Here is a 25,929-nt window from a genome sequence, read left to right on the forward strand (position 1 = left end):
TGAATCACTAGTTAGGTTTAAAGACCTGGCCTGTTAGTTAAAGTTCCCCTATCAGTATCCTTTAGTTAAACATGATTTTAGGATATTAAACTATATCCTAATCTTGAAATAATTCAACGGGGTGAATCTAAAGGCCTGTTACATGGCGTTTTTTACCATCTTCTCCAGCGATTCAGTTGTTAGTTCGCTGCTCAGTTCGAGTTCAGGGTTAATACGTAAAAACTGCTTATTGTCAAGGTCGTCATACAAGCTAACCCAGAACTTCTTGCCCATGTTGGTTCTGCCGATCATGTCGTTATCTCCCTCGGTGTTAGAAATGGTCAGAAACCTAGTTCGTCCGTTCGAAGCAAGTCCGACTATCTGATTTTTGGTGAAGTTGTTAGTTAGCCACTGGATCATGAAGTTATAACCGTAGAATCCAGTTCGTGGAATCTCAATGACAGAATAGGAGTCAGTTCGTGCAATAGAATGGTCTTCTAGGTTCACCTCTGGACAGCACTCGTCAGCCTCATTTAGTTCGCTTTCGATCTGTTCAGATGTTGAGTTGACTATGATGTACTTTCTAAAATTCTGGAAGTTGATCTGTTTTCGTTCCTTCGTTTTCTGTTTGGTTGTTGAAGGTTCGCGTTCAATGAACTTAGTTAGATAGTTAATCTCAAATTTCTTCTCAAGAAATAGAATTAAGAGTTCAAGAGGAAATAGAAAGAATCGGATGTAGCTCCATAGTCGTTCAAATGGTAATAGAAGCATGCCAAGTATTCCTCGGCCAACATCCTTAGGATATTTGATAATTGTTACAATCAGCGCAACAATCCCAATGATGATTAATCCTTCAAATACGTACTTCATTTGCGATGCGCAGGTATGCCATGTAACGCCACGCTAGCAGGAGTGCGCCCCGAGCGGCAGAAAGACACTAAGATAGCGCAGCTGCCCAACACCTTCAACGGCATCTACGAAGAACTGCAATTAGAAAGACAAAATCCAGAAGCAAGACAGTTGCTAGGAGTGAAGATGCTTTCAGAATGGGTAGCGGAGCGGTGAAGTTCAGATGAAACTAGTTGATAGCACTCAGGCGCATTCGTGCTAGCAACTGTTATGAGTAGTTATTTAAGTTTTACTTCTCCAGTTTCTGTTACAGTTAAATTGTAGGTTGTGCTATCTAATCTGGTTAGCTTAAATTCAGTTGGTGTACTCCAGCCTTGGAATTTCACGTTTCCAGTCTGTTCAGAACTAATGTTAAGAAGGGTTTCAATATCAATCTGGTTACGAAATGCTTGTCGTCTGCCCATCTCTCCGATGTATTCAATCTTAGATATGTAGAAGTATTTATAAATTTCTGCGCCGTAGACTTCAATTCTGTAGTTGAACCCATGAGCTTGGTCCTCATCTTCTGAGTTTTGCTCTTGATATGCTCCAATTTCAACAAGTTCAAGGTAGCTTCTATCCTTTTCAGACTGTTGGATTTCATATTCGAGAGAATCCAGTACTTCTGTTAGATAGTTGTATTCCTGCTTAATTGAGTCAGTCAGAAAGTTCAAGTCGACAACCTGAGTTAGCAGTTGTTGATTAGATTCCTCTAATTCATCAATTCGCTCTTGTTGAGTGTTGTCTGTGCAAGAAAGAGTTAGAAAGAGAAATGAAAGAGTTAAGTAGTGGTATTTTTTCATCAGGTGAGATTACTCATAACGCCTAGCTAGCAGGAGTGCGCCCCGAGCTCAGCAGAAAAACACTAATCTAGCGCAGCTGCCCAACACCCACAACGGCATCTACAAAGAACTGCGTTTAGAAGTGAAATCCAGAAGCAAGACAGTTGCTAGGAGAGATGCGATTACAGAATGGGTAGCGGAGCGGTGAAGAACAGATGAATCTTGCAGAAAGCACACTGGCGCATTCGTGCTAGCACTTGTTACAGGGCGTCTTTTCTGTTTTCATACAACTCGATGGCCTTGAGGTAGTTTATTGCTCCGTTCATTGTAAGATCATGTATGAATCCATCTAGTTCGGGGTTGTTCTTTTTCGTCCAGTTGACCAATGAATCTCTTTCGGTTTGCCAGACATTCCAATCTGCATTAGGGCAGTCCAACGATTCTAATTTTGTTATCTCGTTCGAGTTAAAGGAAATTCTAAATTGACAGGTTAATGGATCGTTTTTTAGAAATTTGTATCGCTTGGAACTTGATGCTACAGTCACAATTATTTGGTTGTCCTGCTCTTCCAGTTCAAGGATCTTATAAGTTGGCTGGAAAATGGAGTCCCATCTAAATTGTTCATGAAAACTTTCTTTCGAGTATGGCATCACATACTCACCTTCAATAATGGTTATGCTATCAGTGATTACACCAGTTAGACGGTTAAAATCAGAAGAGTTAAACGCATCATAGTATTCAGTTACCAGTTCCCTTGGAGTTAGTCCTTTGTTGCCACATCCAGTTAAGAGACTAGTTAAGAAGAATAGAATAAAATATCTTTTCATGAATTGGTGCAGTAATGCCCTGTAACATATAATGTATCACGCAAAAGTGCGTGATATACACCTTTCAAATATACCCTAATTCATTAAGTCTAATGGACTCCTAACCTCGTCCAGTTTCTTAGTACTTACATGCGTGTATATCTCTGTCGTCTTTGCACTGGTATGACCAAGCAATGTTTGAATGTACCTCAAATTTGTACCACTCTCTAGTAAGTGAGTAGCAAAACTATGTCGCAGCGTGTGTGGCACCACTTTTTTCCTAATTCTTGCTTTTACCACGCTGCGCTGAAGCACCTTCCTAATGCTACTGGCCGAATATTGATCCCCTGAAGGACCCTCAAATAGATAGGTTTTAGGTTGATATGCCCTAAAATAATCTCTGAGCAATTTTAATAGGAGAGGTGAAAGAATAGTCATCCTGTCTTTCACTCCTTTTCCTTCCCGAATCCAAATTCGCATAGTTTGGGAATCCACATCTGAAATTTTGAGGTGTGTAAGCTCTCCAATTCTCAACCCGGCCGAATAAATAGTAGTGAGCATGGCCTTATGCTTAAGGTTTTTGGTGCTTTTCAATATGAGTTTTACTTCTTCCAAACTCAATACTTCAGGCAGCTTTTCCACCTTTTTTGGCCGTTCCAGTTCAAAAAACTGCTTGTCTTGCCTCAATACATGTTCCAGGTAAAACTTTATTGCATTAATGGATTGATTTTGAGTAGATCTGGAAATATTCTTTTTCCGTATCTGTTCCTGGTGGTATTTGTACACATGGAGATTACCAACATGGTGTAGAGGAAGCGGATAGACGAACATTAAAAATGCTCTGAATGCCTGATAATAGCTACGTTGAGTAGAAAGACTATATCTTTTTATCTGTAGCTGCAATTGCAATTGCTCCAAAGCCCAGCGGTATGATTTCGCATCAGAAGCTGCTATTGAATTCATTGCCCAAACATTTATTAAATATGAATCTTAAATTCGTTTATAAGTACTTATATTCGACTATAAGTATTTATATAAATGAATAATTTATCGCCAAAATCTTGTTTGCAATGCGGAAAGCCGTTGGTTGGTCGTGCTGACAAAAAATATTGTGATGCTTATTGCCGGAATAGCTATAACAATCAGCACAAAGCAGAGGACGAGCACTTCATTCAGCTGGTCAATGCCGGGATTAGACGAAACAGACGCATACTCAAGGATTTATCGCCGGAAGGTAAGGCCACTGTAAGAAAAGAAGTGCTGGATCAGATGGGTTATGACTTTAGGTATTTTTCCAGCATCTTCAAAACCGGAGACTCCCGATTATACTATTTGGTCTATGACTATGCCTTTTCACCCGTTTTTGAAAAAGGAGTAGAGAAGGCATTGATCGTGCAGCGGCAGGACTATATGGATCGGTTGAGTCTGGAGATTTGGAAGAAACCATAACCCTAATTCATCCGTTCAAAACGTCCATTTCTCCTGCCAAATCACTACTTTTGCGCTTGAAAAAAATTAATCCCAATTCATAAAAACAAAATAGATCATGAAGGTAACCGTAGTAGGCGCTGGAGCCGTAGGTGCAAGTTGTGCCGAATACATCGCAATCAAAGATTTTGCAGCTGAAGTTGTACTCATCGATATCAAAGAAGGCTTTGCAGAAGGTAAGGCCATGGACCTGATGCAAACAGCATCGTTAAACAGTTTTGATACAAAAATTACCGGTACTACCAATGACTATTCAAAAACAGCAAACAGTGATGTGGCGGTTATCACTTCAGGTATCCCACGTAAACCGGGAATGACTCGCGAAGAACTCATCTCTACTAACGCAGGTATCGTTAAGTCGGTAGCAGAAAACCTGATCAAGCACTCACCGAATGTGATCATCATCGTAGTATCTAACCCGATGGACACAATGACCTACCTGGCACACAAAGCGCTAGGCCTTCCGAAACACCGAATCATTGGTATGGGTGGAGCACTTGATTCTGCACGATTCAAGTACAGATTATCAGAAGCGTTGGATTGCCCGGCTTCAGATGTTGACGGAATGGTGATCGGAGGTCACAGTGATACAGGTATGATTCCTTTGACCAGGTTGGCGACCAGAAACAGTGTACCCGTTTCTAAGTTCTTGAGCGAAGACAAGCTGAACTACGTGCTGGAAGAAACCAAAGTAGGTGGAGCTACACTGACCAAGCTTTTAGGTACTTCTGCTTGGTATGCGCCTGGAGCTGCCGTTTCTGCTATGGTTCAGGCAATTGGTTGTGACACGAAGAAAATGTTCCCATGTTCCAGCATGCTGGACGGAGAATACGGATTGAAAGATATCTGCATTGGCGTTCCGGTTATCATTGGTAAGAATGGTATCGAGAAGATCGTAGAAATTGAACTTGATGGTGCTGAAAAAACAAAGCTTGAAGAAAGTGCAGCCGCTGTTCGTAAAACGAACGACACCCTTTCTGAAATGAATATTATTTAAATTCATCCTTTAAATGATGTGACGAAAAGAAAAACGTTACGTCATATTCGAGCTGGTCTCGGATATCTCCTGATTTTAAGAGCTATTCTTGATTCCGGAGATTCCTGTATTTACAGGAATGACGCTAAATCGTTTTTCTTTTCTATTTTATGACCTTTAACTAAATGCAAACACCACAGGAACTCATCGGTAAAAGTGATCTGATCAGTCGGGATTTGAGCTGGCTGCAGTTCAACCATCGTGTGCTGGACCAAGCGCGGAAGGAGAAGCGAAACTTGTTTGAAAAACTCAAATTTCTGGCGATCACATCCAGTAATGCAGATGAATTCAACATGATTCGCGTGGGCAGTTTGTACAATTACCTGGATTATGGAAATGATCGTATTGATTATTCCGGCCTTCAGGCTATCCCCTTCAAAAATGAGCTGCTTTCCGGACTGAAAGAATTCGGTAAGCAGCAAAATCAGCTTTTTTTAGATCTGAAGCCTTCTTTTCCAAAACACAATTTTGAGATTAAAGGTTATGGGGAGCTAAACGAAAAACAGCAAAAGTCGGCGAGTAGGTATTTTGAGAAGACCATCTTCCCCATGCTCACCCCAATGGTATTCGATCCGTACCATTCCTTCCCGATTCTGATGAATAATATCCTGATCTTCGGGGTGGTTACCAAGGCGGTGAAATCAAGGGAAAAGAAGAAAATGTCTTTCATTCAGCTACCGCAAAACCTACCCCGGTTTTTTGAGATTACTGACAAGGAGAAAGTCATTTTTGTACCAATAGAGAAGATCGTTCAGCAGCACTTCGACCGGGTATTTAAGAATGTAGACATCATCTCGAGTTCACTTTTCAGGTTAACCAGAAATGGCGATTTTACACTGGAAGAGTCGGAGGATATTGAAGCGAACTTCCTGGAGGAGATGAAGAAAAAACTCAAAACGCGAAAGACCGGGCGGGTGGTGCGGATGGAAGTAGAGGAAGGAGCTGATCCATGGCTTATCAAGCAATTGAAGAAGCGCTACGAAATTGGTAGTGAGAATATTAAAATTAGTGCAGAGGGCTCGCTGATTGATTTTACCTGCCTTTGGCAAATTGTCAATCATGAAGAGTTTAACTCTTTCAGACCTGTACGCTTGAAACCGGTCCCACCTATCAGCATGTCGGATGTGGAGCATCAGGATATGTTTAAGATTCTGAAAGATCGTGACATTCTTTTACACCATCCATACAACACGATTGAGCCACTTTTAGACTTACTGGAGCAGGCGGCAGACGATCCTTATGTACTTTCTATTAAGCTGACGATCTACCGTCTGGCAAAGAATAGCCGGATCGTGGAGGCGTTGCTCAGAGCAGCGGAGAATGGAAAGCACGTTTCGGTATTGTTCGAAGTGAAAGCACGCTTTGATGAGGAGAATAACATGAAGCAGGCTCAAAAGCTTCAAAAGGCTGGATGCTTTGTGATTTATGGAGTAGGATCACTAAAGACGCACACTAAGTTGCTGTTGATCGTCCGCAAAGAGAAGGAAAAAGTGAATCGGTTTGTGCACATGAGCACCGGTAATTACAATGAGGCTACTTCCAAGTTGTACACCGATATGAGTTTACTCACCTCGGATGAATCTTATGCCAATGATGTGCAGGAGTTCTTTAACGTAATCACCGGACATTCCATGCCGGAGGATTATGACAACCTGATCACTGCCCCAACTCAAATGCGACGTGATTTGATTGCATTGATAAATAAGGAGCGTGAGCATGCTGTAGCTGGTAAATCCAGCGGAATCGTCATAAAATTAAACTCACTTCAAGACAAGGATGCGATCTATGCCCTGTATGAGGCATCAAAAGCAGGAGTGCCGATTAAGCTGATTGTGAGAGGTATTTGTTGTCTACGACCGGGGAGGGATGGGTTGAGTGAGAACATTAGTGTAAGATCAATAGTGGGTGAATATCTGGAGCACTCCCGTATTTTCTATTTCCACAATGATGGAGACCCTTTAGTCTATTGTGGCAGTGCGGATATGATGGTACGTTCGTTTGACCGGAGATTGGAGTCTCTTTTCATCATTAGGGATCCGTTGCTAAAACAGCAGGCCATTAACATTTTGGCATACAATCAGAAAGACAATGTGAATACTTACGAGATGAAAGAAGATGGCTCATATGTTCATCTGGAACCGAATGGACACCCTTCATTTGATATTCATCAGGAATTTTACAAAGTGAAGCGTGAGGTGATCATGAAAGCGAAGTTGTTTGGGTAGAATCAGCCATTTCAAAAAGATTATAGAAACAGACCAACAAAAACCGTCATTCAGAGGCTCTTTGGGATGGTTGTGAGATGGAAGCCGTGGAATCTACTCGGAATAGAAAGACTCCACGCCTTTTCCCCACCCACACTTCCCTTTAGAAAAGGCTCTGAGTGACGTAGATTAGGTTTTTGTTGGTTTATATGTTTATCTCAATCTCACTCACTTCCAAAGCGGATAATCTGTATATCCTTTTCACCAGCTGTAGATAGGAATTGAGGTTCAGACCTTTAGAAAAATTCAATATTCTTTTTTCAACTCCATCATCTTCTGAATGAATCGGTGATTGTTCGGTTCTTCAAACTCAATGAATTTTCCATCTGATTCGAGTTTCAGAGAATGCTCATAGGTGATTTTCAATGAATCATAAGGCATGATCCAGGAGTAGGCCTGAAGCTTATGACGAAAGTGAATGACGATTCCTTTTGGTCGCAGCTCAATGCTGGCAGTAGAAATATAGTGCTCTGCATTCATGTACGATTGATACTCCTCGCTAATCGCACTGACCGTCATTCTTCGTGATCCAATGCCACCCATTTTCCATCGTTGCTTCCATGAAAATGGGAGTCCAACTGCCAGATTGATTTGTCGGGTGGTTTCCTTGTCTGAATAGGAGGTATCGAAGATCATTAGGTGTGGAAAGCTACGGAAGGAATCTCACTCCAGATAGCATTTCGCTGTTCTTTTACCTGCTCCAACACTTTTTGACCTGCTTTGGTTACCCGAAAAAGGTGTTTTCTACGTCCACCTCGCTCGGAAGTGGCTTCACCATAGCGTGAGTCTACATAACCCTTTGACTGTAATCGTGCAAGTGCAGCATGGACAGTACTAATAGTTATCGATCGATTGCATCGATTTTTGATTTCTTTCATGACGGCTACCCCATAGGCCTCATCATACAATAGGGCTACTGTAAGCATGATCAATTCTTCCAGTTCCCCCAGGTTAGTTCCTTTCATTCTTGATGTTTTTTTATTCGTTGCTTAATGTTTCGGAAGGGTTGGTATTAGCAGTTCGGATAGAGAGCCCACTAATGATCAATGCACTAATGAGACAGGTAATTCCCCCAGCAATAAAGAAGGCCAGGTAATCAATCGAAATTTTATAAACAAATTGATCCAGCCAATCAATCACGAGAAAATATGCAATGGGTACTGCAATGATAAAGCCTAGCGTAATGATGATTAAAAATTGTTTATTCATCATGGAAACAATACTTACAATGGGTGCACCAAGAACCTTTCTGATACTTATCTCCTTGGATCGATGTTGTAGAATCAATGCGGTAATTCCATAAAGCCCCAGTGCACATAATAAGATACTGATCACTGCGTATATGCTCGCGATGCTAAGCACTTGCTGTTCTTTTTGATATTGTTCCTTGAACCATTCATCTACAAAATAGAAATTTAGTGGTGAACGTTCTGCTAGCTCATCATAGGTTTCAGCTATAAAACTGAAAGTATCCTTGAAATCTCCGGTTCCAATTTTTATTGAGGCATAGTTGGGCCGGAGATTGATAAATAGAATCATGGGTTCGATATCTGAGGTGGCGAGGGAGCTAATATGGAAGTCATCCACTACACCTATAATCGGATATGAATTGCCGGAGGAAAAAGTAATCTTTTTTCCTATTGGATCCTCCCATCCTGCAAATTTGAGAAACGACTCATTTATCATCATAGCTGATGAGTCTGATCCGAATGCTGTGCTAAATGCCCTCCCGGAAGAGGTATTGATACCATAGGTTTTAAAGAAATCATAATCAACTCCAAACATTCGAGCCCCAAGCTCTCCGTTGTATCCTTCAGGCACTACCCGTGTGGTATATGATCCACCACCTACAGCAGATCTACCTGCCGAAACGCAAATGATGTTTGGATGAGTAAGTAGTTTTGACTTAAACACATCTGCTTTCTCACCAACCTCATTGTAGATATCAAGCACCAGAATTTGTTCTTTTTCGAATCCCAGAGGCTTGTTTAGAAGATAATTCGTCTGCTTAATGACCACTATAGTACAACTGATCAGAAAGATAGATGTGGCGTATTGAAGTACCAGAAGAGACTTTCCAAACCATCCTGTTCGCCTGACGGCACCTGTGGATAGTTTTAAAATACTTGAAGTTGAAGGAGACGAGAGGACAAATGCAGGATATGAACCAACAATAAAGCTGATTAAAAAAATGAATGACAAAGTTCCAAGAATGTTGACCCATTGAAAAAGAGCTACCCTTGGAATATCCTTTCCCGCAAGACTGTTTGCCTCCGGTATGATAAGGTAAACGATTAAAAAACTAATCAATGAAGCCACTGTAGAAATGAAAACAGTCTCTGCAACAAACCGTCCCATGAGCTGATTTCTCGTGGATCCCATGACTTTTCGAATCCCTACCTCCGTGTGTGTTTGAGAAGCCTTGGATAATGCAATGTTTACATAGTTGACACTGGCTATAATAAGGATGAGGATCGCTGAAAAGGCTATGAGGTTTATGAATTTACTACTACCTGTTTTCATTCCTCTTCCATTCATGATATGATCTCCATAGAGATACATTTCAGGTAGTGGCTGGAGCTTTAGAAAATAATTTTCTGCTCGTTCTTCAAAATGCAATTGCATCAAACCAGGTAATTTATCCTCTAAGGCTCTGGGATTGGCACCTTTGGCCAGATGGACAAACGTATAAATACCCTGTGCCCTCCAGTTGTTCATCCATTCCTGAGCCATTGGGCCAATATTGGGAACAGTAGTACTCCAGGAAATAATTGCATCATACTGAAGTGATGATTGCCGAGGAGGCGATTTGAACACGCCTGTCACTGTAAAATTCAACTCATTGATCCCCATGATAACCTGACCTATTGGATCTTGATCTCCAAAAATTGAGGCAGAAAGAGCCTCGCTGATGATTACAGAAGAAGGAGCAGTCAATAAGTTTTTGGGATTGCCATTGATTATTTTCACATCGAAAAAATCAAGAAAAGAAGAGTCCGCGATGTAACTATGCTCGCTAATCACATTCTTATCATTGTAAGTGAAAATGACCGGATCCCACCAGGGAAGGACACGCGTAAATGACTCCACTTCAGGAAACTCCTCTGTCATGGTCGGCCCCATCATACCTGATGTTTCGTAGGTTAAAAGATCCTTGTTTTCCGGAATATTGATGTGTCTTTTATACAGCCGATAGATTTGTTCCTTTTGGCTGATGTGTTCATCAAATTTCAATTCATCATTGATAAATACCAGCGCAAACAAGGAGCAGGTTATTGCGATAGTAAGCCCGATGAGGTTAATGAAGAAAAATGATTTGTGTCTCATCAGTGAACGATAAGAAGTAAGCAGGTAGTTTGTCCAGATCGCTTTCATGTTGGATGTAGTTTTTGATTTCCTTTTAAACCGCATCCTGAAAAACCCAATGGCTTGTAGTAAATAGATCAGCTTGGCTTTCGCAGGACCTCTCAATTCTACATTCTCCGCAAAAAGCTCCTCCAGATCTCCAGTGATACCTTCATATAGATAGGGTTCACAAAACCGTTCAACCAATCGCTGAATCCATCCTGGTGGTTTGACATTATTGCTACTCATCACCATTTAAACTTCACTTCAGCACAAAGGTTACTAAATCTTTCGTATATGTAGAAAATGATAGTTAAAATTGACTAACGAAAGACTCGATAATATGTTTCGTTTTTGTAGAAATTGATTGGAATGATTCAGAATTGATACCTTAAAATCTCATCCTTGGGAACTGTCAGACACTTCTAAGTAAGAGATGGGTTTTCAAAAACGATCATTTTGTGTCTTTTTAATGTGAAAGAAAAGTTATCATATTAACCCACCCCAACCCCTCCGGGGAGTGGAGTTGTGGCTCTTTTCTTTCATTCTATCTGTTTACAATTCAAGGTTTTGTGCCGTCTGATTGGCCTAAGCAAAAATATCGGTGATCAGTGAAATGATGAGTAAGATCACAAAGATGAAAAAGAGGAAACGGGCAATACCTGCAGCTCCTCTGGAGATTTTACCGAACCCGAAAAGTCCGGCAACCAGTGCTACAATTAAAAAGATTAATGTCCAGGTTAACATGATATGTAAATTTTGATTGATCCAGATTAATGGGAATATCATGCCTGAGCCATTGATCACTTGCTGGAATAGATTTTCAATTAATTACCTCTCAAATTGAATTTACGATTCTCATTTTGAGAAATGAGTTTAGTGAATAAAATGCCCCAGGAGTGGTTTTACGATGTTTTATTGATTGGTACATTTTTTACTAGTACATCATGGTATAACATAAATTGGAAAACCATGAGATCTACAAACAGCTATTTAAGACATACGATAAAATCAATATCAATCCTTGCACTCTTATTTGTATTCTCCTGTTCAAATACCAAAGAGGGTGCTGAGGAAGACTTTGAAAAACAGAAGCAAGAGATCGTAACAGATTTGGAAAAGATGAAATCCAGTATCGAAGATGCAATTGAAAAAGTGGAAGATGCATTGGATATCAATGAAGGACCAGTTGAGCGTACACTAGAAGAAGCAAAAGCTAACCTTGAGCGAAAAAAGAATGAACTGGATGATTCGATACAGAAAGCTAAAAATGCAACAAAAGAAAACTGGCTTGATGTTAAAGCAGAAGTGAATGAAGCAATGATTGAGATTGAAGAAGGCTACAACAAAGTCAAAAATGACATTAAAGAAACCATGGACGATTTGGGTTAGTAAATGGCAAAAGTGCCCTGGAATTAATTCCACGGGCACTTTTATTAAACTAACCTGAGATATGTTATTAAATTAATCTTCCTTACCACACTCATCTTCCCACTCATCCCATTCTTCACCCAGATCAACCTCTTGTGATATTCCATTTTCAGTAACCACCACAATGTTGTCGCAAGCTCCATCACCATAGTCAATGCTATACGAGCCCGTATGATCTCCGAAAATATAGTTGCCTGATTGCTGACCGCTAACAAAAATCCAAACGCCTTCATCTTCGCACTCAAAGTCATAGAATAATGGGATATCAACCTGAGAGCTAAAGGATTCTCCGGTACTCACATTTACTGACTCTGTTCTTGTTTTGACGGTATATCCATCCTGATTTGATTCTTCTGATCCCTTTGCTACATAATCCACTTCTACTAATCGTTCGCCGGTAGATACATCTGATGTAGAATCGTGCCCATACTCCATATACTTCATTTTTAAATCTGCGCTGAACTCATAGGATGCATTGTACTCCCAATTCAATGAATCTTTTTCATTTTCAGGAAGCTCATCAGAGTGCCAGCTTCCACTATAAGCATGAGTACCTTCAATCGTCCAATCGTGCCCTCCAAAGTTTATATAGGTAGCTGTTGCGCTAAAACTGAATTGGCTATATGAACCTTTCTCTATCATTTTACCTTTCAACCACTCACCATAATAATCACAACCATCTCCAAAATCTAAGGTGTAAGTATAGTTTCCTTGCCCATCGTCTTCCCACGTTTCTACCAGGCAGGATGGTGCATCAGTAGTGTCGTTTGAAATTCGTCCGGCATTTCTAAACATAGCTGATGGTGATTTGCTGGATCTACCACTTTTGCTATTTTGAAAATTACCAAACAGGGCTCCCATTGGCCCGCCGATTCCGTTACTCCTTAGTCTATTGAGTGCTGAGTTAGAGTTGACCAGCAGGTTTTCTGCTACAATGTTTTCTTGATTTATATCAACAGGTGATTCGCTACTGTCATTACAAGACCAAACCAGGATCGCCAGAGCAATCCAAAGAGAGGCGATAATAGATTTTTTTGTTTTCATCGTTTTAAATTTTCAGTGTTTGAATAGAATACAGGCACTGAGAAATTTACCCTACTGAAAATCTTGATTTTTATTAAAAATGGCTTTAGAAGCGAATATTGATGAAAAAATTCGGTGTGAAACCAAGAAGTTCTGTATCAAGCGGGACAACCTCCAAATCATCCGATGCTCCAGAAGTATCCGATTGTTCATCAAAGACATAGCGTACGGTAAACTTCCTTGATTTGATGTTTCTGTTGTTTAAGACATTGAAGAAAGTAACTCCGGATTCACATGCTAGTTTACCCAGATTGAAGCTGTATTTGGCCGAAATATCCAGTCGCTTATAGGCTGGAAGGCGTGATGCGTTGATGCGCGTAAGGTCATAAAAAGAGACTGAGTCGTTTTCAAGGCTAAACTCAGGATTGGCTGGTGTATATCGCTGGCCTGTGCCAAACAAGAAGACACTGGACAGTTCCCATTTCCCAAGCTTGAGAATATTGGTAAAGTTCAGTTCATGTCGCTGATCCTGAACGGCGGGGTAAGGATTGTTCTGATTTCTATACCAGAATGAATTTTCAGACCTTCCTACCGAATAGCTGACCCATGATGAGAATGTTTTATTTCGATATTTAAGGAAAATATCTAATCCTTCCGCATTGTTTTGACCGGATAAATTGAGTTGTTGTTGTAGTAGAATCTCTATGATTGCCGGGGGCAATACAAGAAATTGACTTTCAATAATACCTTCTGTTCGCTTGTTGTAATACTCCACGTCCAAAGACCAATTATCAATCGTGTAGTTACCGCCAAAAATGAAATGTGTGCTTCTCTGAACAGGTATTATTTTATCGTCTGCCAGTATCCAATAGAACTGATCAGAGTTTTGTAAAATAGATAAAGATGTTTGGGTGATAAACTGATGATGAAAGGATCCTGCGCCTTTCAGGGAGAATCGGTCACTTACTTTTATTCCCAGATCAAATCTTGGTTCGAGGTACCATTTATTCGTAGGGTCATAATATGAAGTGCGAAGACCTATGTTAGCTAAAATATCCTCTTTCTTAAATTGGTAATTACCGTAAAAGCTAAAGATACTCGCCTCTGCTGTTAATGTATCCGTATATCCAGTCGAAGTATTCAGGTCAACCAAAAAGCTTTGACTGGTTTCATAATTTGTATTTATTCCATTCAGTTCTATTCCGCCTGAGAGGGTATTCTGAGCATCAACATCTATCTCGTTGTGTGATTTGATGGTCACGTCACCCACTGAACTCCCAATCGTGTAGTTAAAGTACTCAATGGATGAATTGGCTTCTATGCTGTCTCCGTCAAAAGCAATGTCTTGAAGAAATGTTTGAGTGATTGAGAGAGATTCATCTTCCCGATACTCGGAAGCACTCAGCGTTGTACTATTAAACCAATTGGGTTTGAATTGACTTTTGAGATTAAAGCTGATGCCTGCGTTTGCCCAGTTGGATTCGTCCAATACGGTATACTCGGCAAAATCGTTCCCTTCCTGATAATTACCGGCATAGAAATCTTCGCTCAGGTAGAGATTGACGTCAAATACAGAGCGTTCGCTGAAGCGATGCTGTACTTTGGTATTGATATCATGAAATCTTAGAGAGGGAGCCAAATTAAGTGCATTCAGCTCTGAGCTGATGGATTCCAGATAGTTCTGCCTACTGGCGGTGAGAAAGTCCTGATAAAGGTCAGAATTGATCACATCAGTGAATGATTGTCGAAACGCAATTAAAGCAGAGGTCTTTTGACCAAACGGAATATTTAATGTGGTATTGAAGGAAAGCATATTTAACCCCACCTGACCACTAAAATTTTCAACTTGACCATTCTTTCCAGCAACATCTATTACAGATGAAACCCTTCCTCCGTACTTTGGTCCAAACCCACCTTTATATATACTCACATTATTGATTGCATTCGGATTGAGTGTACTGAAAATACCGAAAAAGTGATCCAGGTTGTATAGCGTAAATCCGTCCATAAGTACCAGATTTTGAGAAGGAACACCTCCTCTAACCACCAGGCCAGAGGAGGTTTCGTCTGTGGCTCTCACTCCGGGAAGTAGTTGTAGTGTCTTAAATACATCGGTCTCACCAAGCATTGGGAGTGAACTAAACTGTTGTGGGTTCAGACTAAAAAATGATGGATCAGGATTGAAGTTGTCTGATTCTGCAGTGAGTACAACTTCCTGTAGTTCCTGAGGGTTCTGGTTTAATCTCAACTTGAGATTATCTTCATTGGGAGGCACCTTTAGTTCCACGTTCTTATATCCAATGTAGCTTACGGTAAGGGTTACGGTATCTTTACTTGGTGGCAAACTAAATCGACCATTTTGTGAACTGAGCGTTCCTTGTTCCTTTGTTTGTACATGCGCATATGCCAGTGGCTCACCACTGTCACCATCATACACCTGACCAATAATGGGCGTGGTTTTTACTTCAATTTTCTTTGGTATGATCAGGTATACCCCGTCTGTCAACTTTAGATCAAATGGCAAATCTTCAAAGACCTTACTGATGAGCTCTGCTTTTGATTTAGCCGTAATCTTCTTGGTAATGCTATGCTTGGACAGTACACGTGGACTATACGAAAATTTAAGATCATACTTCTTAGATAGGATCTTCACTATTGAAGTGAGCGACTCATTAGTAGCAGATAATTCAAAAGCTTGCTGTGAAAAGGATGCAATGGTTGAGATCAGCAAGAAAATGGTGATTAGCTTCCGCATGCCTTTTTATTCTAATTCACGAATGGCATAAGTGTCCGGGCCTGTTTTTTCATATGCTAGTCCCAATGGCAGACAAACCATTTCCAGTGCACTGTCAATGTTTTTGTTGGTGAAGTAACCTGAGAAGACATAGTCAGATGAATCTGGCAAGGCAATGGAAACGCTAAACTGTCGTTCAACCTCGCTCAAAACATCCGAAAGATGCTGCTCATTAAAGTAGAACTCTCCGGCTTGCCACTTACCGACAAGTTCAGCATCCAGGGAAGTTCTTTTGACTGTATCTATCTCTACACGGATTGATTGACCGGATGATAGTGGTTCACTGACCGCTTTTGAAGGTACATTTACACGTACTTTTCCGGTCTTACAGGCCACCTCGAATGTGGAGTCACGAGCAAAGACATTGAAAGATGTACCTAAAACTTCTACCGATCCTATGGTCGTTTTTACTACAAATTGCTCACCCTTCACCACTTCAAAAAAGGCCTCTCCTTCAAGGTGTAGTTTACGATCCCAATCTTCAGAATAGGAGATGGAAGAATTAGCATTTAAAGTCACTTTAGATCCATCAGGCAAATCAATTGTTGTAGATTCTGCCAGTGCGGTGGCGATATTTAGGGTTTCTGGAGTACCTTTTGGATAGAAAAGAAACGCAATCGCGGCTATTAAAAGAAGCGACGCTGCAATCCCCATATATGTCCATATAGGAATGGTTGATTTTTTCTCATCATCAATTTGCTCCTCGATTTCTGCCCATATATCCTGCTTACTCTTACCAGAAGGCACCTTGGCATCAGATGCTTTCTTCAAGAATTCAGAAAGCTCATCATTCACCTCGTCAGATTGGTGATTTAGTAAATCCCGATATTTGTCTAAATCATCCATTATATCTTCATTCCTAAGGATTCTTTCAACAATCCAATTGTTTTACTCATCCGTTTTTCTATTGCTTTCACACTTAAATTGAGTCTTTCTGCTATTTCAGCATATTTCAATTTATCGATCCTGTTCATCAAAAATACCTCTCTACAGTCTTCCGGCAATTTGGCTATTGCGTTATTAAGCTTTGCTTCAAATTCAGCCTCTTCCATTTGAAATTGGGGCGAGTCTGATGAAGATGAGCTTCCGGGATTTGCGCTTTTCTGATGTTCTCTCACCACCTTTTGATGGTTGAAATGATTTATCAGCATATTATTGGCTATCGTATATAGTAAGCTTTTCACTGTCTCCTTCTCGATCTCATCCCGCTTGTTCCAAATCTTTATAAAGGTTTCTTGCACCAAATCATCTGCCAGGTCAATATCGCCACACTTATAATATATAAACCCTCGAATGCTTTCGAAATACTCATCATAGAGCACTTTTAGGTCATTCTTGGTAAATGGATGGGTGACTTTCATTTGGAGCAATAGTACTCAAATATACAAGTGTCTCCACATCATTCCGTTAGTGTTACAGTTGATTTGAATTTTACCCTACTGATTTTTGGAATTAAGTTTGAATTATGGATGCAGAGTTAAAAAGACGGATACATGCCACATGCATTAAAAAGCTGGAAACAAGGATTTCAGAGTTAAAAACTGAATTGGAAGCTGTGAGAGAGTCAGCAATAGCTGAGACAAAAAGCAGTATGGGGGATAAGTATGAAACCGGTCGTGAAATGATGATGCAGGAAAGAAATAAACTTAACAAGCAACTGGATATTTGCGTCCACCAACTCACGGCATTGAATGCCATTGATTTGGATAAGATTTATACAGAAGTCAGGCACGGAGCTTTGGTTGAAACCAATAAAGGGCTGTTTTTTATCAGTGTCGCATTAGGTGCACTGGAAAAAGAGAAGGTTAAATTCTTCGCCATTTCAGGAGAAGCCCCTATAGCCAAGCAAATGATAGGCAAGAAAAGAAATGACAATTTTTCTTTTAACAATCAGCAATACAATATTTCAGGATTACAATAAGAAAGCCGACCATGTGGTCGGCTTTCTTTGGTGAGGGCAATTACTTGCAATTAATATAAGTACTCAAGAGCCACTCTATCATAGTAGCCGAATTCACCATCTTCGTTAGCGCTAAAGCATGCAAGCATAACAGAATTTGCATCGAATCCGGTAGGTGTTCCAGGAATGTGAACAGCTCCTACACCACTAGAACCTTCGTTTCCTCCAGATCCACAAGATAGAGATCTGTTGAAGTAGTCTGTGTGACGCAGACCTAAGCAGTGACCCATTTCGTGAGTGATCACGTGCTCAGTGGTGTTAGTCCCATAGCTACTGGTTCCGGATAGAATTTGAATCCACTTGTAGGGATTACCTCCTGAAGGAAAGCCTGCAGAACCACCACCTCCACCGCTTACTCGGTAGACTACCATGTCATAAGCGTTGTAGTTGGTGCCAAAAGCAAGCGTAAAATTCAAACCGATGTTCAGGGCGTTGTAATTGTTTACAGCCCACTGAAGTGCGGTTCTCATTGTGTTGTCTAGTGCATTTGAACCTCCAGTGTAGCCCAATACACGGATGGTTTGATTATTACTCACTAGGTTGTTGGTTCGGTACTGCTCACCCACGGTACCAATGTGAAAGATGTCACTGTTAAGCATCTCTTTCATTTGAGATTCAGGAATCAAGATATCGCCCTCTAGCTGATATTGCTTACTTGATTCACCGGTGATTGGGTTTCTGTGGTTGATCAACTCAATGTCACTCACATCAAAACCCAGATCAGTAAATTGTGCCAGGACTTCATCTGAAATCTCATTGGCTTTTGGCTCTTCCTCAGATGTAGAACATGAGGTAAAACCGACTGCTAGAAACATTACTAGCACGCTCCATAGCGCATAATTTAATCTTCTCATAATAATATTAGGTTAAACATTTAATGCCAATATAAAAATTCTGATTTTACTATAAAAGTAAATATTCTATTTTTTTATCAACATTATCAACTGATAAACAAAATAATATTCTGGTCATTCTGAAAAATATCCAATTTTTATTTCACTTAAATTAATAAAATAAGCTTTATCATTTGAAATATCCATTTAATCGAAGAATAATATTTTTTCATCGATAAAATGTGGTGTTTTGTCTAATTTGGCAAACCTATGAGTGGAAGAATTCTTGGAGTGTTATTTATTATTTGGTCAGGCTCTGTGTTTTCACAAAAAACGGAAAATTGGCATGACTTTTTGAGTACTGAAAAATTATTAGATACCATCAGTGAGGAGAGTGTCTTTCTGGTGGAATCCTCATTAGAAAATCTCTATAAATTAAAGGACATTCAAATTGTTAGATCACTTGATGCTAATCATCACATTGTAAAGGGCAATAGTTTTGGTTTGGAAAGGGTTTGGAGTGTAAATGATCAGTGGAAGTTTAACCTGCAGGAGGGAGGCAATCAAATGAACTATCTCATTATCACCTCACCTTTTTTTGAACAAAGCCTCCTTGATTCTTTTGAAGTACTAAAAGAATACACTTCAAGAAATACTTATTTAATAAAAGGAAAGAGTGAAGATGTGAAAAACATCTTGGGAGAGAATGATGAGGTTATTCATATAACCAACAAAGTCCCGAATCCTCAGGTGGAAAGTCGGGTAATAGATATGAACCTAAATCCAAATAGGGTTAATAGAATTCATCACTCATTCCCGGAACTCAATGGGGCATCAGAGTTGGTTTCTATTCAGGAAAACAATTATGACGATTATGATATTGACTTATTAAACAGAAATATCATTTCAGGATTGGAAAGCGAGACGGTCGATAATCATGCTACAGAAATGGCTACTGTGATTGCAGGAAAAGGAAATTCTTTCATTACCGGAAAAGGTGTAGCAACAGATGTATCCATCACATCATCAGATTTTATTGATGCCATGCCTGATTCAGACGAGTCATATCAAAACCTGGGTATCATTACCCAAAATCATTCATATGGAATTCCTCGAGAAAGTGAGTATGGTGTTCAGGCACGTGCATTTGATCTAAGTGCCTTCAATAATCAAAACCTCCTACATGTCTTTTCCAGTGGAAATGAAGGGTTGGAGGTATCAACGGATGGGAATTATAATGGAATTGAAGGGTTCGCAAACTTGACCGGAAACATAAAAATGACAAAGAATTCCATCGTGGTGGGTTCTGTAGACACGGTGGGTAATGTTCCTGCTTTTGTCTCCCGAGGACCTGCGTATGACGGTCGGGTTAAACCTGAAGTTGTAGCCTATAGTGTGGTTGGTAGTTCCAATTCTGCGGCATTGGTATCCGGAGTATCAGTTCTGTTGCAGCAACAATACCGACAAACAAATGATGCCGAAATACCCTCAGCATTAGTTAAAGCCTTACTAATAAATGGTGCAGAGGATGTAGGCCCTGATGGTTTGGATTTTCTTACCGGATACGGAAATGTAAATGGGTGGAGAAGCCTACAGGCACTTCAAAATGATCAGTTTATATCTGGAAATGTCACCAACGGTACTAGTGAATCATTTATTTTAAATGTTCCTGCCGATGCAGTAAATCTTAAGGTGACACTTGTGTGGACTGACCCGCCAGCAAATGTCGGCGATTTTAAGGCATTGGTTAACAACCTGGATTTACGATTGATGAACGGTAGCACGGAAATACTTCCATGGGTACTGGATGCGAGTCCTAGCTCCAATGCTTTATCCAAACCAGCCACCAGAGGTATCGATGATTTAAATAATGTGGAGCAGGTAACTATTGAAAATCCATCAATGACCTATTCTATACAGGTAGAAGGCACTACTGTAACAGGAGCACAAGATTTTTATATTGTGTGGGATTATGATTTAGCTGATTTTTTTGAATGGGATTTTCCAACCGGCAGTGATAATATGCCCTATAATGGGGAAACAGGATCATATTTCAGGTGGTCAACGACGAAATCAGGAATGGGGGAGCTTTCTTATACTGTGGATGAAACCAGCTGGGAAGTTCTTTCGAATGAAGTTGAATTGTCCAAAGGCTATTGGCGATGGAATAATCCTCCACTGATCAATGATGAAATAAAAGCCCGTATGATCATCGGTTCAGAAACTTTTGAAACAGAGCCCTTTTCAGTTTCAGTGCCTCAGTCTGCCTCAGTAGGGTTCAATTGTGGTGATTCTTTGATGCTGAAATGGAATCCTTCTCCAAATGCGATTAACTACACCGTTTACAATCTGGGAGAAGAAGAGTTGGAAAATTATGCAACTGTAAATGATACTTTCTTAATCATCCCAAACGTAGCTACTTTAGACAGCAGGAGGTTTGCCATTCAACCAAACCTCTCCAGTGGAAAGAATCTGATTCCGACCCCCACTTTTGATTACGCTTTACAAGGTGTGGAATGTTACGTATTTTCCCTATTCCAACAAGTAGCACTTGATACCGGAATCTATGTTAACCTTTCACTTGGTACCACCTATGGCATTGATGAGATTATCATCGAAAGAAACGACTTCAATTCATTTAAAGAAATTATTAGGATTGCCAACCCAGAAGCGAGCGAAATTTCAGTTTTAGATGATAGTCCAAGCCAGGGATTCAATGAGCATTGGGCCACTGTCAGATTTATCAATGGAGAAGAGTTGGTACTTTCTGCAGGAACTTCCTATTATCTCACGGAAGTGCCTTACCGTATTTATCCCAATCCTGTAAGAGCAGATGAATCCTTGTACATTATTACCAAGGAATTTGAAGATCGAACTCCCAACCTGGAACTGATCGATGAGAAGGGAGCGATTGTCCACAAGCAGGTTGTGCAAGGTTCACGTGACTATATTTCCATTGGTGGATTAAAATCAGGTATTTATTTCTATAGGCTGGTAGCGGATGACCAGGTTTTTACCGGACGCATCCTGGTGAGGTAATTAGATATTTTACCTGTTGATTAACAGGTAGTTACATTTTATTTTGTAATTTCTCATAGGTTTTAAAACTTTTTTCAGATTCAATTCATCCTTGAGAAAAAGCAAAGCCTGATGAAAACCAGCCTTCAATTTGACAATCAGAGATTATGCATGCGGATCCTATAAAAAGAACGGTTGTGCAAGCTGATGTACTGATAGCAAAGGCGCAAACAGGGGATGAACAATCGTTTAACCAGCTGGTAAACCTGTGGTATAAGCGAATCTATAATTATGCCCTGAAACAATGTGCCTATGAGGATGTGGCTTCTGATATTACGCAGCGCACGTTCATAGCGGTCTTTCGAAACTTAAAAAAACTGAAAGACACGGGAAGTTTCAAACCTTGGGTGTATCGCATTGCTACAAATTTTTGTCATGAAGAAGGCAGGAAGAAATCACGCGGAAGGACAGTGCCCTTTACCGTAACAAAAAATGATGAGGGTGAGAGTATTATAGCAGAAGAGGGCGAAGCAGAGGGGGTGTTTTTTAACCCCGAAATGAGCTATCGTCAGCTGGAGTTGGAGCAGGTACTTTTTGCTTGCCTCAACGAACTACCTAAAGATCAAAGAAGCGTGATTATTATGAAGGAGTATGAAGGAATGAAATTCAGGGAGATTGCTGAAATACTTGATACCTCAGAAAATACAGTGAAAACATGGCTGTATCGCGGATTGAAAGTATTGAAACAGCAACTGGAGGATAAAAAAATAACTAAAGAAACATTGAGCTATGAGTTATAAACCAGAAGAATCAACATTGATAGCTTATCTATATGATGAGCTTGAAGGGGCTGACAGGAAGAAAGTGGAAGAATATCTTTCTGGTAATGTGCTAGCGCAAAAAGAGCTGGAGGAGCTGAAAGACACTCTATCCATCATGGGTCATTTGAAGGATAAAGAAGTGGAGATACCTACTTTCACTTTCGAAAATGCATCTCAGGTTGTGGTTGGTAAAAAATCTGAGATTTCCTTTTGGCGGAGATCATTCGCAATAGCAGCAAGCATTGCTTTAGTAATGCTGATCGGGTACGTAACAGAGTTTAAAGTTGCGTGGAATGAAGGATTCCAGCTTTCATTTGGTGAAAGTGCGACTGAGTACAACCAACAGGAAGTAGAATCGATGATTGCAGCAGCGATTGAGAAAAATAATAAAGAGCTGGATCAGCGCATAGAAAATACGGCAGCAAGCCTTAAGCAGTTTGTAGATGATGAAAATCAAAGTTTCCAGACTAAGTTGACTAGCCAGGTGAGTCAACCTGAGGGTTTTGAATCACAACGAAAGCAGTATTTGGAGCAATTACGCCAATTGGTTGAAGCTTCCGAGTTAGCACAAAAGAAATATACCGATCAGGTGCTTATGGATTTTGCCATCTTTTTGGATATGCAAAGGCAGAATGACCTTGAGGTTATACAAACACGATTTGATAACCTGCAAAACAATACAGAATTGAACCAATTGCAGACGAATCAAATATTAGCAAACCTGATCTCCACAGTAGAAGATCCTAACCAGTATTAATTTTTAAAAAGGACAAAAAATGAAACGAATGAAAACAATGAGACTAATGATAATGAGCATGCTGCTTTGCATGAGCTTTAGCTTTTCACATGGGCAGTCCATCGATGAAAAACGGATGGATCGTGATTTGAAGATAGCTGAAGATATTCTTAGCACGCTTGCACGAGGTGACAGCAGATCGAGATTTTATGATAATGTTGAAAGCAACTACATTAAGGATTTCGGTGTGGTTTTTAATATCCCTCAATCAACATTTGTATTTACTTCTTCGAGCGCTGATGGAAGGGTGTATCAATACCGTGGAAGTGGTGCTGCTGTGATTGCTGAGCCGGCTCCAGCTCCGAAACCATCTGAATCATCTGATGATGAGCGACGTGTGATTGAAGATAAAAGACGAGTTGAAATAAAAGGAGAAAACCTGGCAGAACAAGCAGAAGACAACCTCAAAGAGCAGATGACAACTTTTCTTGTTGATTATGCAGATCTGATCGGGCAGCTTAAACCTTCGGATAGAATTGTAGTTCAAACAAGTGGAAAGAGCAATCGGATTTTTGTTAGTGGAAGTAATGCAATTAAGCAGCAGTCTGCTCTCTCAGCACAAATAGTAAAAAGTGATCTTATAGCCTATAAGCAGGGTAAGTTGAGCAGGGAAGAGGTGACAGGTAAAATAACCTTTACCTCTGATGGAAATGGTGAAGTTGAAAAAGATCTTGAACTTTTTGCTACAATATTCTCAAGACTTTACGAGCCAGACCTATCTTCGACATACTACATGTCATCCCGAAGCATTGGCTATACCAAGCTTGATGGATTTGGAGTTACCTTCAACATGAAGATGTATTCTTCCAGTAGTGATGGTGGACTTCACACGATTCGAACCACAGGAGAAAGTGGACTTACACAAGATCAAAGGGATGAAAAGGTAAACGCTATGTATCCTGAATTTGAAAAAACTTTTAAGGAAAACCTGATGGATTATGGACGAACGGTAAAGAGCCTAAAGCCAGAGGAGTCATTAAATTTCAAGGTGAGATTGACAGAGTGTCGAGGATGTGAAATGCCGGAAGAGATAGAAGTTACCGTAAAAGGCAAAACCCTTCAGGATTATGACAAAGGAAAAATCTCAAGGGAGGAGGCAGTGAGGCAGGTGACCGTAAAAAGAAACTGAAACTTCTAATCAGAAATATAAAAATCCACCAGCGTATACTGGTGGATTTTTAAAACTGGTTTAGAATGTCTTGGTAAAAAGAGATATTAAACCACATAAGGTAGAAATGGGTTTACATCGCCCCCATATCTGTGCACTTCCCGGATGATACTGGAACTAATTGGGGCTAGTTCTGGTGAGGTAATTAAAAAGATGGTTTCCAGGTCTTCATTCAGGTAGCGGTTAATCTGAGAAATGCTATTCTCATATTCAAAATCAGTTGTGTTTCTTAAGCCCCGCACCATAAATTGAGCATCAAATCTTTTTGCCAGGGAAGCCGTAAGCTCGTCGTATACTTCAATCTCAACCCTGCTTTCATTCGCAAATGCTTCATCAATCTTTTCTACCATCCATTCCAGCTCAAAGTAACGCTTATTCTTTTTAGTGTTATGACCAATGGCAATGATCACACGATCGAATAGATCAAGGCTCCTCATTACAATATCAAAATGTCCTTTGGTAAACGGATCGAAAGATCCTGGAAAAATTGCAGTTTTCATACTCAGGGTCTGTAAAATGGAAGGTTAGATACAACTTTTATCATAGGCTCATATCTTACACAATAATTGGGTTGAGCTTGTCTGCCGACAAAGGCAGGCCTTAAGTTCATACACAAAGATACCCACTCAGCACGTCAAAATACTGATGATCCTCTACTTCATCGTAGAGGTAGCTAAACTTAAGGAATGAAGGCTTTGAACCAAAGGAAATGTTCCGGATGTATCTCTTGAGAAGCGACATTTCATTGGAGGTTGGCTTTATAAAACCCCATAGAAAGACATGACTCTCTTTGCCACTCATGCCAAGCTCATTGAAGATTAACATGATATACTTCAGATAGTCCTCTTTTTTACGAGCAGCAAATTGATTGTAGTAAAGAAGCTTTTTGCCCTCCGTCACCACAATGTGTAGGATGCCTCTGTCTACATAAGCATACATGCTTTTTTCATCTATATGATCGGCATGCTTAAGAAATCCTTCAATGAGTGCACTGCCTTGATGTATGATGTGAACTTTTTTCTTTTTGTAGATGGATTCAATCCATCTGCACAGTTTGGTTTCTGCTGCAAATACATTGACAGTATCTACTGCTATTTGCTTGTAATAATTTACCTCCTCGAAGGCAGTTTTAATTTCACTATTGAGTGCCAGGTAGTCTGCAGCAGACTCTTGAACAAACATATTAGTCGGAACCAGTGAGAACTTGTGGGATTTAAGGCTAAGTTTTACATCCTTCCAAAAACCTGCCGTCAAGTATTCGTGATTATCTAGAATTTCCTTGATTAGTCGGAGACGACCGTTTACAGTTTTGATTCCTTCAAGGCGATAATCTTCAAGACCCATCACGACATTGTCCTGGGAGTCAACAACCGCAAATTGCAGGTCGTAAATCCCAACCTGCATGATAAGCGAGTAATGGTCAAGTTCATCAATGGTAAACTTGGTGTCCTTTACTCGCTTAATCAGCTTATAGGTCGATGTGTCTTGTGCAATCAA

General features: G+C 40.2%; 24 protein-coding genes. 9 read left to right on the top strand and 15 right to left on the bottom strand.

What is annotated here, in order from left to right; all coding sequences use genetic code 11:
• Positions 1 to 138: 138 nt before the first annotated feature.
• From RIC88_RS19050 to RIC88_RS19065, 4 genes are all read right to left on the bottom strand, one after another.
• The gene (locus RIC88_RS19050) at positions 139 to 849 is read right to left on the bottom strand and encodes a hypothetical protein (RefSeq protein WP_350219170.1); all 711 of its coding nucleotides are present in this window, start codon (positions 847 to 849) and stop codon (positions 139 to 141) included.
• Positions 850 to 1,106: 257 nt separating this feature from the next.
• Positions 1,107 to 1,670, bottom strand: a complete 564-nt coding sequence (locus RIC88_RS19055) for a hypothetical protein (protein ID WP_350219171.1) — start codon at positions 1,668 to 1,670, stop codon at positions 1,107 to 1,109.
• A gap of 239 nt (positions 1,671 to 1,909) precedes the next feature.
• On the bottom strand, positions 1,910 to 2,476 hold the full coding sequence (locus RIC88_RS19060; RefSeq protein WP_350219172.1) for a nuclear transport factor 2-like protein: 567 nt from the start codon (positions 2,474 to 2,476) through the stop codon (positions 1,910 to 1,912).
• 75 nt (positions 2,477 to 2,551) lie between these two features.
• On the bottom strand, positions 2,552 to 3,418 hold the full coding sequence (locus RIC88_RS19065; protein ID WP_350219173.1) for a tyrosine-type recombinase/integrase: 867 nt from the start codon (positions 3,416 to 3,418) through the stop codon (positions 2,552 to 2,554).
• Between the two features lie 75 nt (positions 3,419 to 3,493).
• On the opposite strand from RIC88_RS19065, the gene RIC88_RS19070 reads away from it, so the two are divergent.
• The 3 genes from RIC88_RS19070 (at position 3,494) to ppk1 (ending at position 7,204) form a co-directional block, all read left to right on the top strand.
• Complete coding sequence (locus tag RIC88_RS19070) at positions 3,494 to 3,904, top strand: hypothetical protein (protein ID WP_350219174.1); 411 nt, start codon at positions 3,494 to 3,496, stop codon at positions 3,902 to 3,904.
• A 97-nt stretch (positions 3,905 to 4,001) separates the two neighbouring features.
• On the top strand, positions 4,002 to 4,940 hold the full coding sequence (mdh, locus tag RIC88_RS19075; protein ID WP_350219175.1) for a malate dehydrogenase: 939 nt from the start codon (positions 4,002 to 4,004) through the stop codon (positions 4,938 to 4,940).
• Positions 4,941 to 5,104: 164 nt separating this feature from the next.
• Positions 5,105 to 7,204 carry a polyphosphate kinase 1 gene (gene ppk1 / locus RIC88_RS19080; RefSeq protein WP_350219176.1) on the top strand — a complete coding sequence of 700 codons (2,100 nt, stop codon included), beginning with the start codon at positions 5,105 to 5,107 and terminating at the stop codon, positions 7,202 to 7,204.
• Between the two features lie 285 nt (positions 7,205 to 7,489).
• On the opposite strand, the gene RIC88_RS19085 is transcribed toward ppk1, so the two are convergent.
• The 4 genes from RIC88_RS19085 to RIC88_RS19100 form a co-directional block, all read right to left on the bottom strand.
• The gene (locus tag RIC88_RS19085) at positions 7,490 to 7,879 is read right to left on the bottom strand and encodes a hypothetical protein (RefSeq protein ID WP_350219177.1); all 390 of its coding nucleotides are present in this window, start codon (positions 7,877 to 7,879) and stop codon (positions 7,490 to 7,492) included.
• The gene (locus RIC88_RS19090; RefSeq protein ID WP_350219178.1) at positions 7,879 to 8,208 is read right to left on the bottom strand and encodes a PadR family transcriptional regulator; all 330 of its coding nucleotides are present in this window, start codon (positions 8,206 to 8,208) and stop codon (positions 7,879 to 7,881) included. The genes RIC88_RS19085 and RIC88_RS19090 overlap by 1 nt, the downstream gene beginning before the upstream one ends.
• 13 nt (positions 8,209 to 8,221) lie before the next feature.
• On the bottom strand, positions 8,222 to 10,837 hold the full coding sequence (locus RIC88_RS19095) for an ABC transporter permease (RefSeq protein WP_350219179.1): 2,616 nt from the start codon (positions 10,835 to 10,837) through the stop codon (positions 8,222 to 8,224).
• A gap of 339 nt (positions 10,838 to 11,176) precedes the next feature.
• Positions 11,177 to 11,377 (bottom strand): DUF1328 domain-containing protein, encoded by a 201-nt coding sequence (locus RIC88_RS19100; protein WP_350219180.1) that lies wholly within the window; start codon positions 11,375 to 11,377, stop codon positions 11,177 to 11,179.
• A gap of 183 nt (positions 11,378 to 11,560) precedes the next feature.
• Here RIC88_RS19100 and RIC88_RS19105 point away from each other — a divergent pair, with 183 nt between their 5' ends.
• A complete protein-coding gene (locus RIC88_RS19105; RefSeq protein WP_350219181.1) occupies positions 11,561 to 11,980 on the top strand; it encodes a hypothetical protein in 420 nt (139 codons plus the stop codon).
• A gap of 72 nt (positions 11,981 to 12,052) precedes the next feature.
• On the opposite strand, the gene RIC88_RS19110 is transcribed toward RIC88_RS19105, so the two are convergent.
• The 4 genes from RIC88_RS19110 to RIC88_RS19125 all read right to left on the bottom strand — a co-directional run bounded on the left by RIC88_RS19110 (position 12,053) and on the right by RIC88_RS19125 (position 17,197).
• Complete coding sequence (locus RIC88_RS19110; RefSeq protein ID WP_350219182.1) at positions 12,053 to 13,063, bottom strand: hypothetical protein; 1,011 nt, start codon at positions 13,061 to 13,063, stop codon at positions 12,053 to 12,055.
• 85 nt (positions 13,064 to 13,148) lie between these two features.
• Complete coding sequence (locus RIC88_RS19115; protein ID WP_350219183.1) at positions 13,149 to 15,797, bottom strand: TonB-dependent receptor; 2,649 nt, start codon at positions 15,795 to 15,797, stop codon at positions 13,149 to 13,151.
• Between the two features lie 6 nt (positions 15,798 to 15,803).
• Complete coding sequence (locus RIC88_RS19120; protein WP_350219184.1) at positions 15,804 to 16,682, bottom strand: FecR family protein; 879 nt, start codon at positions 16,680 to 16,682, stop codon at positions 15,804 to 15,806.
• Positions 16,682 to 17,197 (bottom strand): RNA polymerase sigma factor, encoded by a 516-nt coding sequence (locus tag RIC88_RS19125; protein ID WP_350219185.1) that lies wholly within the window; start codon positions 17,195 to 17,197, stop codon positions 16,682 to 16,684. The genes RIC88_RS19120 and RIC88_RS19125 overlap by 1 nt, the downstream gene beginning before the upstream one ends.
• A gap of 104 nt (positions 17,198 to 17,301) precedes the next feature.
• Here RIC88_RS19125 and RIC88_RS19130 point away from each other — a divergent pair, with 104 nt between their 5' ends.
• Positions 17,302 to 17,757, top strand: coding sequence for a hypothetical protein (locus RIC88_RS19130; protein WP_350219186.1), 456 nt, complete (start codon positions 17,302 to 17,304; stop codon positions 17,755 to 17,757).
• A 50-nt stretch (positions 17,758 to 17,807) separates the two neighbouring features.
• Here RIC88_RS19130 and RIC88_RS19135 read toward each other — a convergent pair whose 3' ends face one another.
• On the bottom strand, positions 17,808 to 18,650 hold the full coding sequence (locus RIC88_RS19135) for a M57 family metalloprotease (protein ID WP_350219187.1): 843 nt from the start codon (positions 18,648 to 18,650) through the stop codon (positions 17,808 to 17,810).
• A gap of 249 nt (positions 18,651 to 18,899) precedes the next feature.
• Here RIC88_RS19135 and RIC88_RS19140 point away from each other — a divergent pair, with 249 nt between their 5' ends.
• From RIC88_RS19140 to RIC88_RS19155, 4 genes are all read left to right on the top strand, one after another.
• Positions 18,900 to 21,668, top strand: a complete 2,769-nt coding sequence (locus RIC88_RS19140; RefSeq protein WP_350219188.1) for a S8 family peptidase — start codon at positions 18,900 to 18,902, stop codon at positions 21,666 to 21,668.
• A 176-nt stretch (positions 21,669 to 21,844) separates the two neighbouring features.
• Positions 21,845 to 22,447, top strand: coding sequence for an RNA polymerase sigma factor (locus RIC88_RS19145; RefSeq protein ID WP_350219189.1), 603 nt, complete (start codon positions 21,845 to 21,847; stop codon positions 22,445 to 22,447).
• Positions 22,437 to 23,225 (top strand): anti-sigma factor family protein, encoded by a 789-nt coding sequence (locus RIC88_RS19150; RefSeq protein WP_350219190.1) that lies wholly within the window; start codon positions 22,437 to 22,439, stop codon positions 23,223 to 23,225. The genes RIC88_RS19145 and RIC88_RS19150 overlap by 11 nt, the downstream gene beginning before the upstream one ends.
• A gap of 19 nt (positions 23,226 to 23,244) precedes the next feature.
• A complete protein-coding gene (locus tag RIC88_RS19155; RefSeq protein ID WP_350219191.1) occupies positions 23,245 to 24,393 on the top strand; it encodes a hypothetical protein in 1,149 nt (382 codons plus the stop codon).
• An 86-nt stretch (positions 24,394 to 24,479) separates the two neighbouring features.
• Here RIC88_RS19155 and coaD read toward each other — a convergent pair whose 3' ends face one another.
• Together coaD and RIC88_RS19165 are read right to left on the bottom strand one after the other, a co-directional pair.
• Positions 24,480 to 24,932 (bottom strand): pantetheine-phosphate adenylyltransferase, encoded by a 453-nt coding sequence (gene coaD, locus RIC88_RS19160; protein WP_350219192.1) that lies wholly within the window; start codon positions 24,930 to 24,932, stop codon positions 24,480 to 24,482.
• A gap of 106 nt (positions 24,933 to 25,038) precedes the next feature.
• Positions 25,039 to 25,929 carry a DUF3822 family protein gene (locus RIC88_RS19165; RefSeq protein WP_350219193.1) on the bottom strand — a complete coding sequence of 297 codons (891 nt, stop codon included), beginning with the start codon at positions 25,927 to 25,929 and terminating at the stop codon, positions 25,039 to 25,041.

The organism is Ekhidna sp. (genome assembly GCF_040220215.1).
Lineage (GTDB): Bacteria > Bacteroidota > Bacteroidia > Cytophagales > Cyclobacteriaceae > Ekhidna.

What these genes read in the sequence shown, in the direction of transcription:
- RIC88_RS19050 (WP_350219170.1), bottom strand. Translation starts at nt 849, where the DNA reads ATGAAGTACGTATTTGAAGGATTAATCATCATTGGGATTGTTGCGCTG.
- RIC88_RS19055 (WP_350219171.1), bottom strand. Translation starts at nt 1,670, where the DNA reads ATGAAAAAATACCACTACTTAACTCTTTCATTTCTCTTTCTAACTCTT.
- RIC88_RS19060 (WP_350219172.1), bottom strand. Translation starts at nt 2,476, where the DNA reads ATGAAAAGATATTTTATTCTATTCTTCTTAACTAGTCTCTTAACTGGA.
- RIC88_RS19065 (WP_350219173.1), bottom strand. Translation starts at nt 3,418, where the DNA reads ATGAATTCAATAGCAGCTTCTGATGCGAAATCATACCGCTGGGCTTTG.
- RIC88_RS19070 (WP_350219174.1), top strand. Translation starts at nt 3,494, where the DNA reads ATGAATAATTTATCGCCAAAATCTTGTTTGCAATGCGGAAAGCCGTTG.
- mdh (WP_350219175.1), top strand. Translation starts at nt 4,002, where the DNA reads ATGAAGGTAACCGTAGTAGGCGCTGGAGCCGTAGGTGCAAGTTGTGCC.
- ppk1 (WP_350219176.1), top strand. Translation starts at nt 5,105, where the DNA reads ATGCAAACACCACAGGAACTCATCGGTAAAAGTGATCTGATCAGTCGG.
- RIC88_RS19085 (WP_350219177.1), bottom strand. Translation starts at nt 7,879, where the DNA reads ATGATCTTCGATACCTCCTATTCAGACAAGGAAACCACCCGACAAATC.
- RIC88_RS19090 (WP_350219178.1), bottom strand. Translation starts at nt 8,208, where the DNA reads ATGAAAGGAACTAACCTGGGGGAACTGGAAGAATTGATCATGCTTACA.
- RIC88_RS19095 (WP_350219179.1), bottom strand. Translation starts at nt 10,837, where the DNA reads ATGAGTAGCAATAATGTCAAACCACCAGGATGGATTCAGCGATTGGTT.
- RIC88_RS19100 (WP_350219180.1), bottom strand. Translation starts at nt 11,377, where the DNA reads ATGATATTCCCATTAATCTGGATCAATCAAAATTTACATATCATGTTA.
- RIC88_RS19105 (WP_350219181.1), top strand. Translation starts at nt 11,561, where the DNA reads ATGAGATCTACAAACAGCTATTTAAGACATACGATAAAATCAATATCA.
- RIC88_RS19110 (WP_350219182.1), bottom strand. Translation starts at nt 13,063, where the DNA reads ATGAAAACAAAAAAATCTATTATCGCCTCTCTTTGGATTGCTCTGGCG.
- RIC88_RS19115 (WP_350219183.1), bottom strand. Translation starts at nt 15,797, where the DNA reads ATGCGGAAGCTAATCACCATTTTCTTGCTGATCTCAACCATTGCATCC.
- RIC88_RS19120 (WP_350219184.1), bottom strand. Translation starts at nt 16,682, where the DNA reads ATGGATGATTTAGACAAATATCGGGATTTACTAAATCACCAATCTGAC.
- RIC88_RS19125 (WP_350219185.1), bottom strand. Translation starts at nt 17,197, where the DNA reads ATGAAAGTCACCCATCCATTTACCAAGAATGACCTAAAAGTGCTCTAT.
- RIC88_RS19130 (WP_350219186.1), top strand. Translation starts at nt 17,302, where the DNA reads ATGGATGCAGAGTTAAAAAGACGGATACATGCCACATGCATTAAAAAG.
- RIC88_RS19135 (WP_350219187.1), bottom strand. Translation starts at nt 18,650, where the DNA reads ATGAGAAGATTAAATTATGCGCTATGGAGCGTGCTAGTAATGTTTCTA.
- RIC88_RS19140 (WP_350219188.1), top strand. Translation starts at nt 18,900, where the DNA reads ATGAGTGGAAGAATTCTTGGAGTGTTATTTATTATTTGGTCAGGCTCT.
- RIC88_RS19150 (WP_350219190.1), top strand. Translation starts at nt 22,437, where the DNA reads ATGAGTTATAAACCAGAAGAATCAACATTGATAGCTTATCTATATGAT.
- RIC88_RS19155 (WP_350219191.1), top strand. Translation starts at nt 23,245, where the DNA reads ATGAAACGAATGAAAACAATGAGACTAATGATAATGAGCATGCTGCTT.
- coaD (WP_350219192.1), bottom strand. Translation starts at nt 24,932, where the DNA reads ATGAAAACTGCAATTTTTCCAGGATCTTTCGATCCGTTTACCAAAGGA.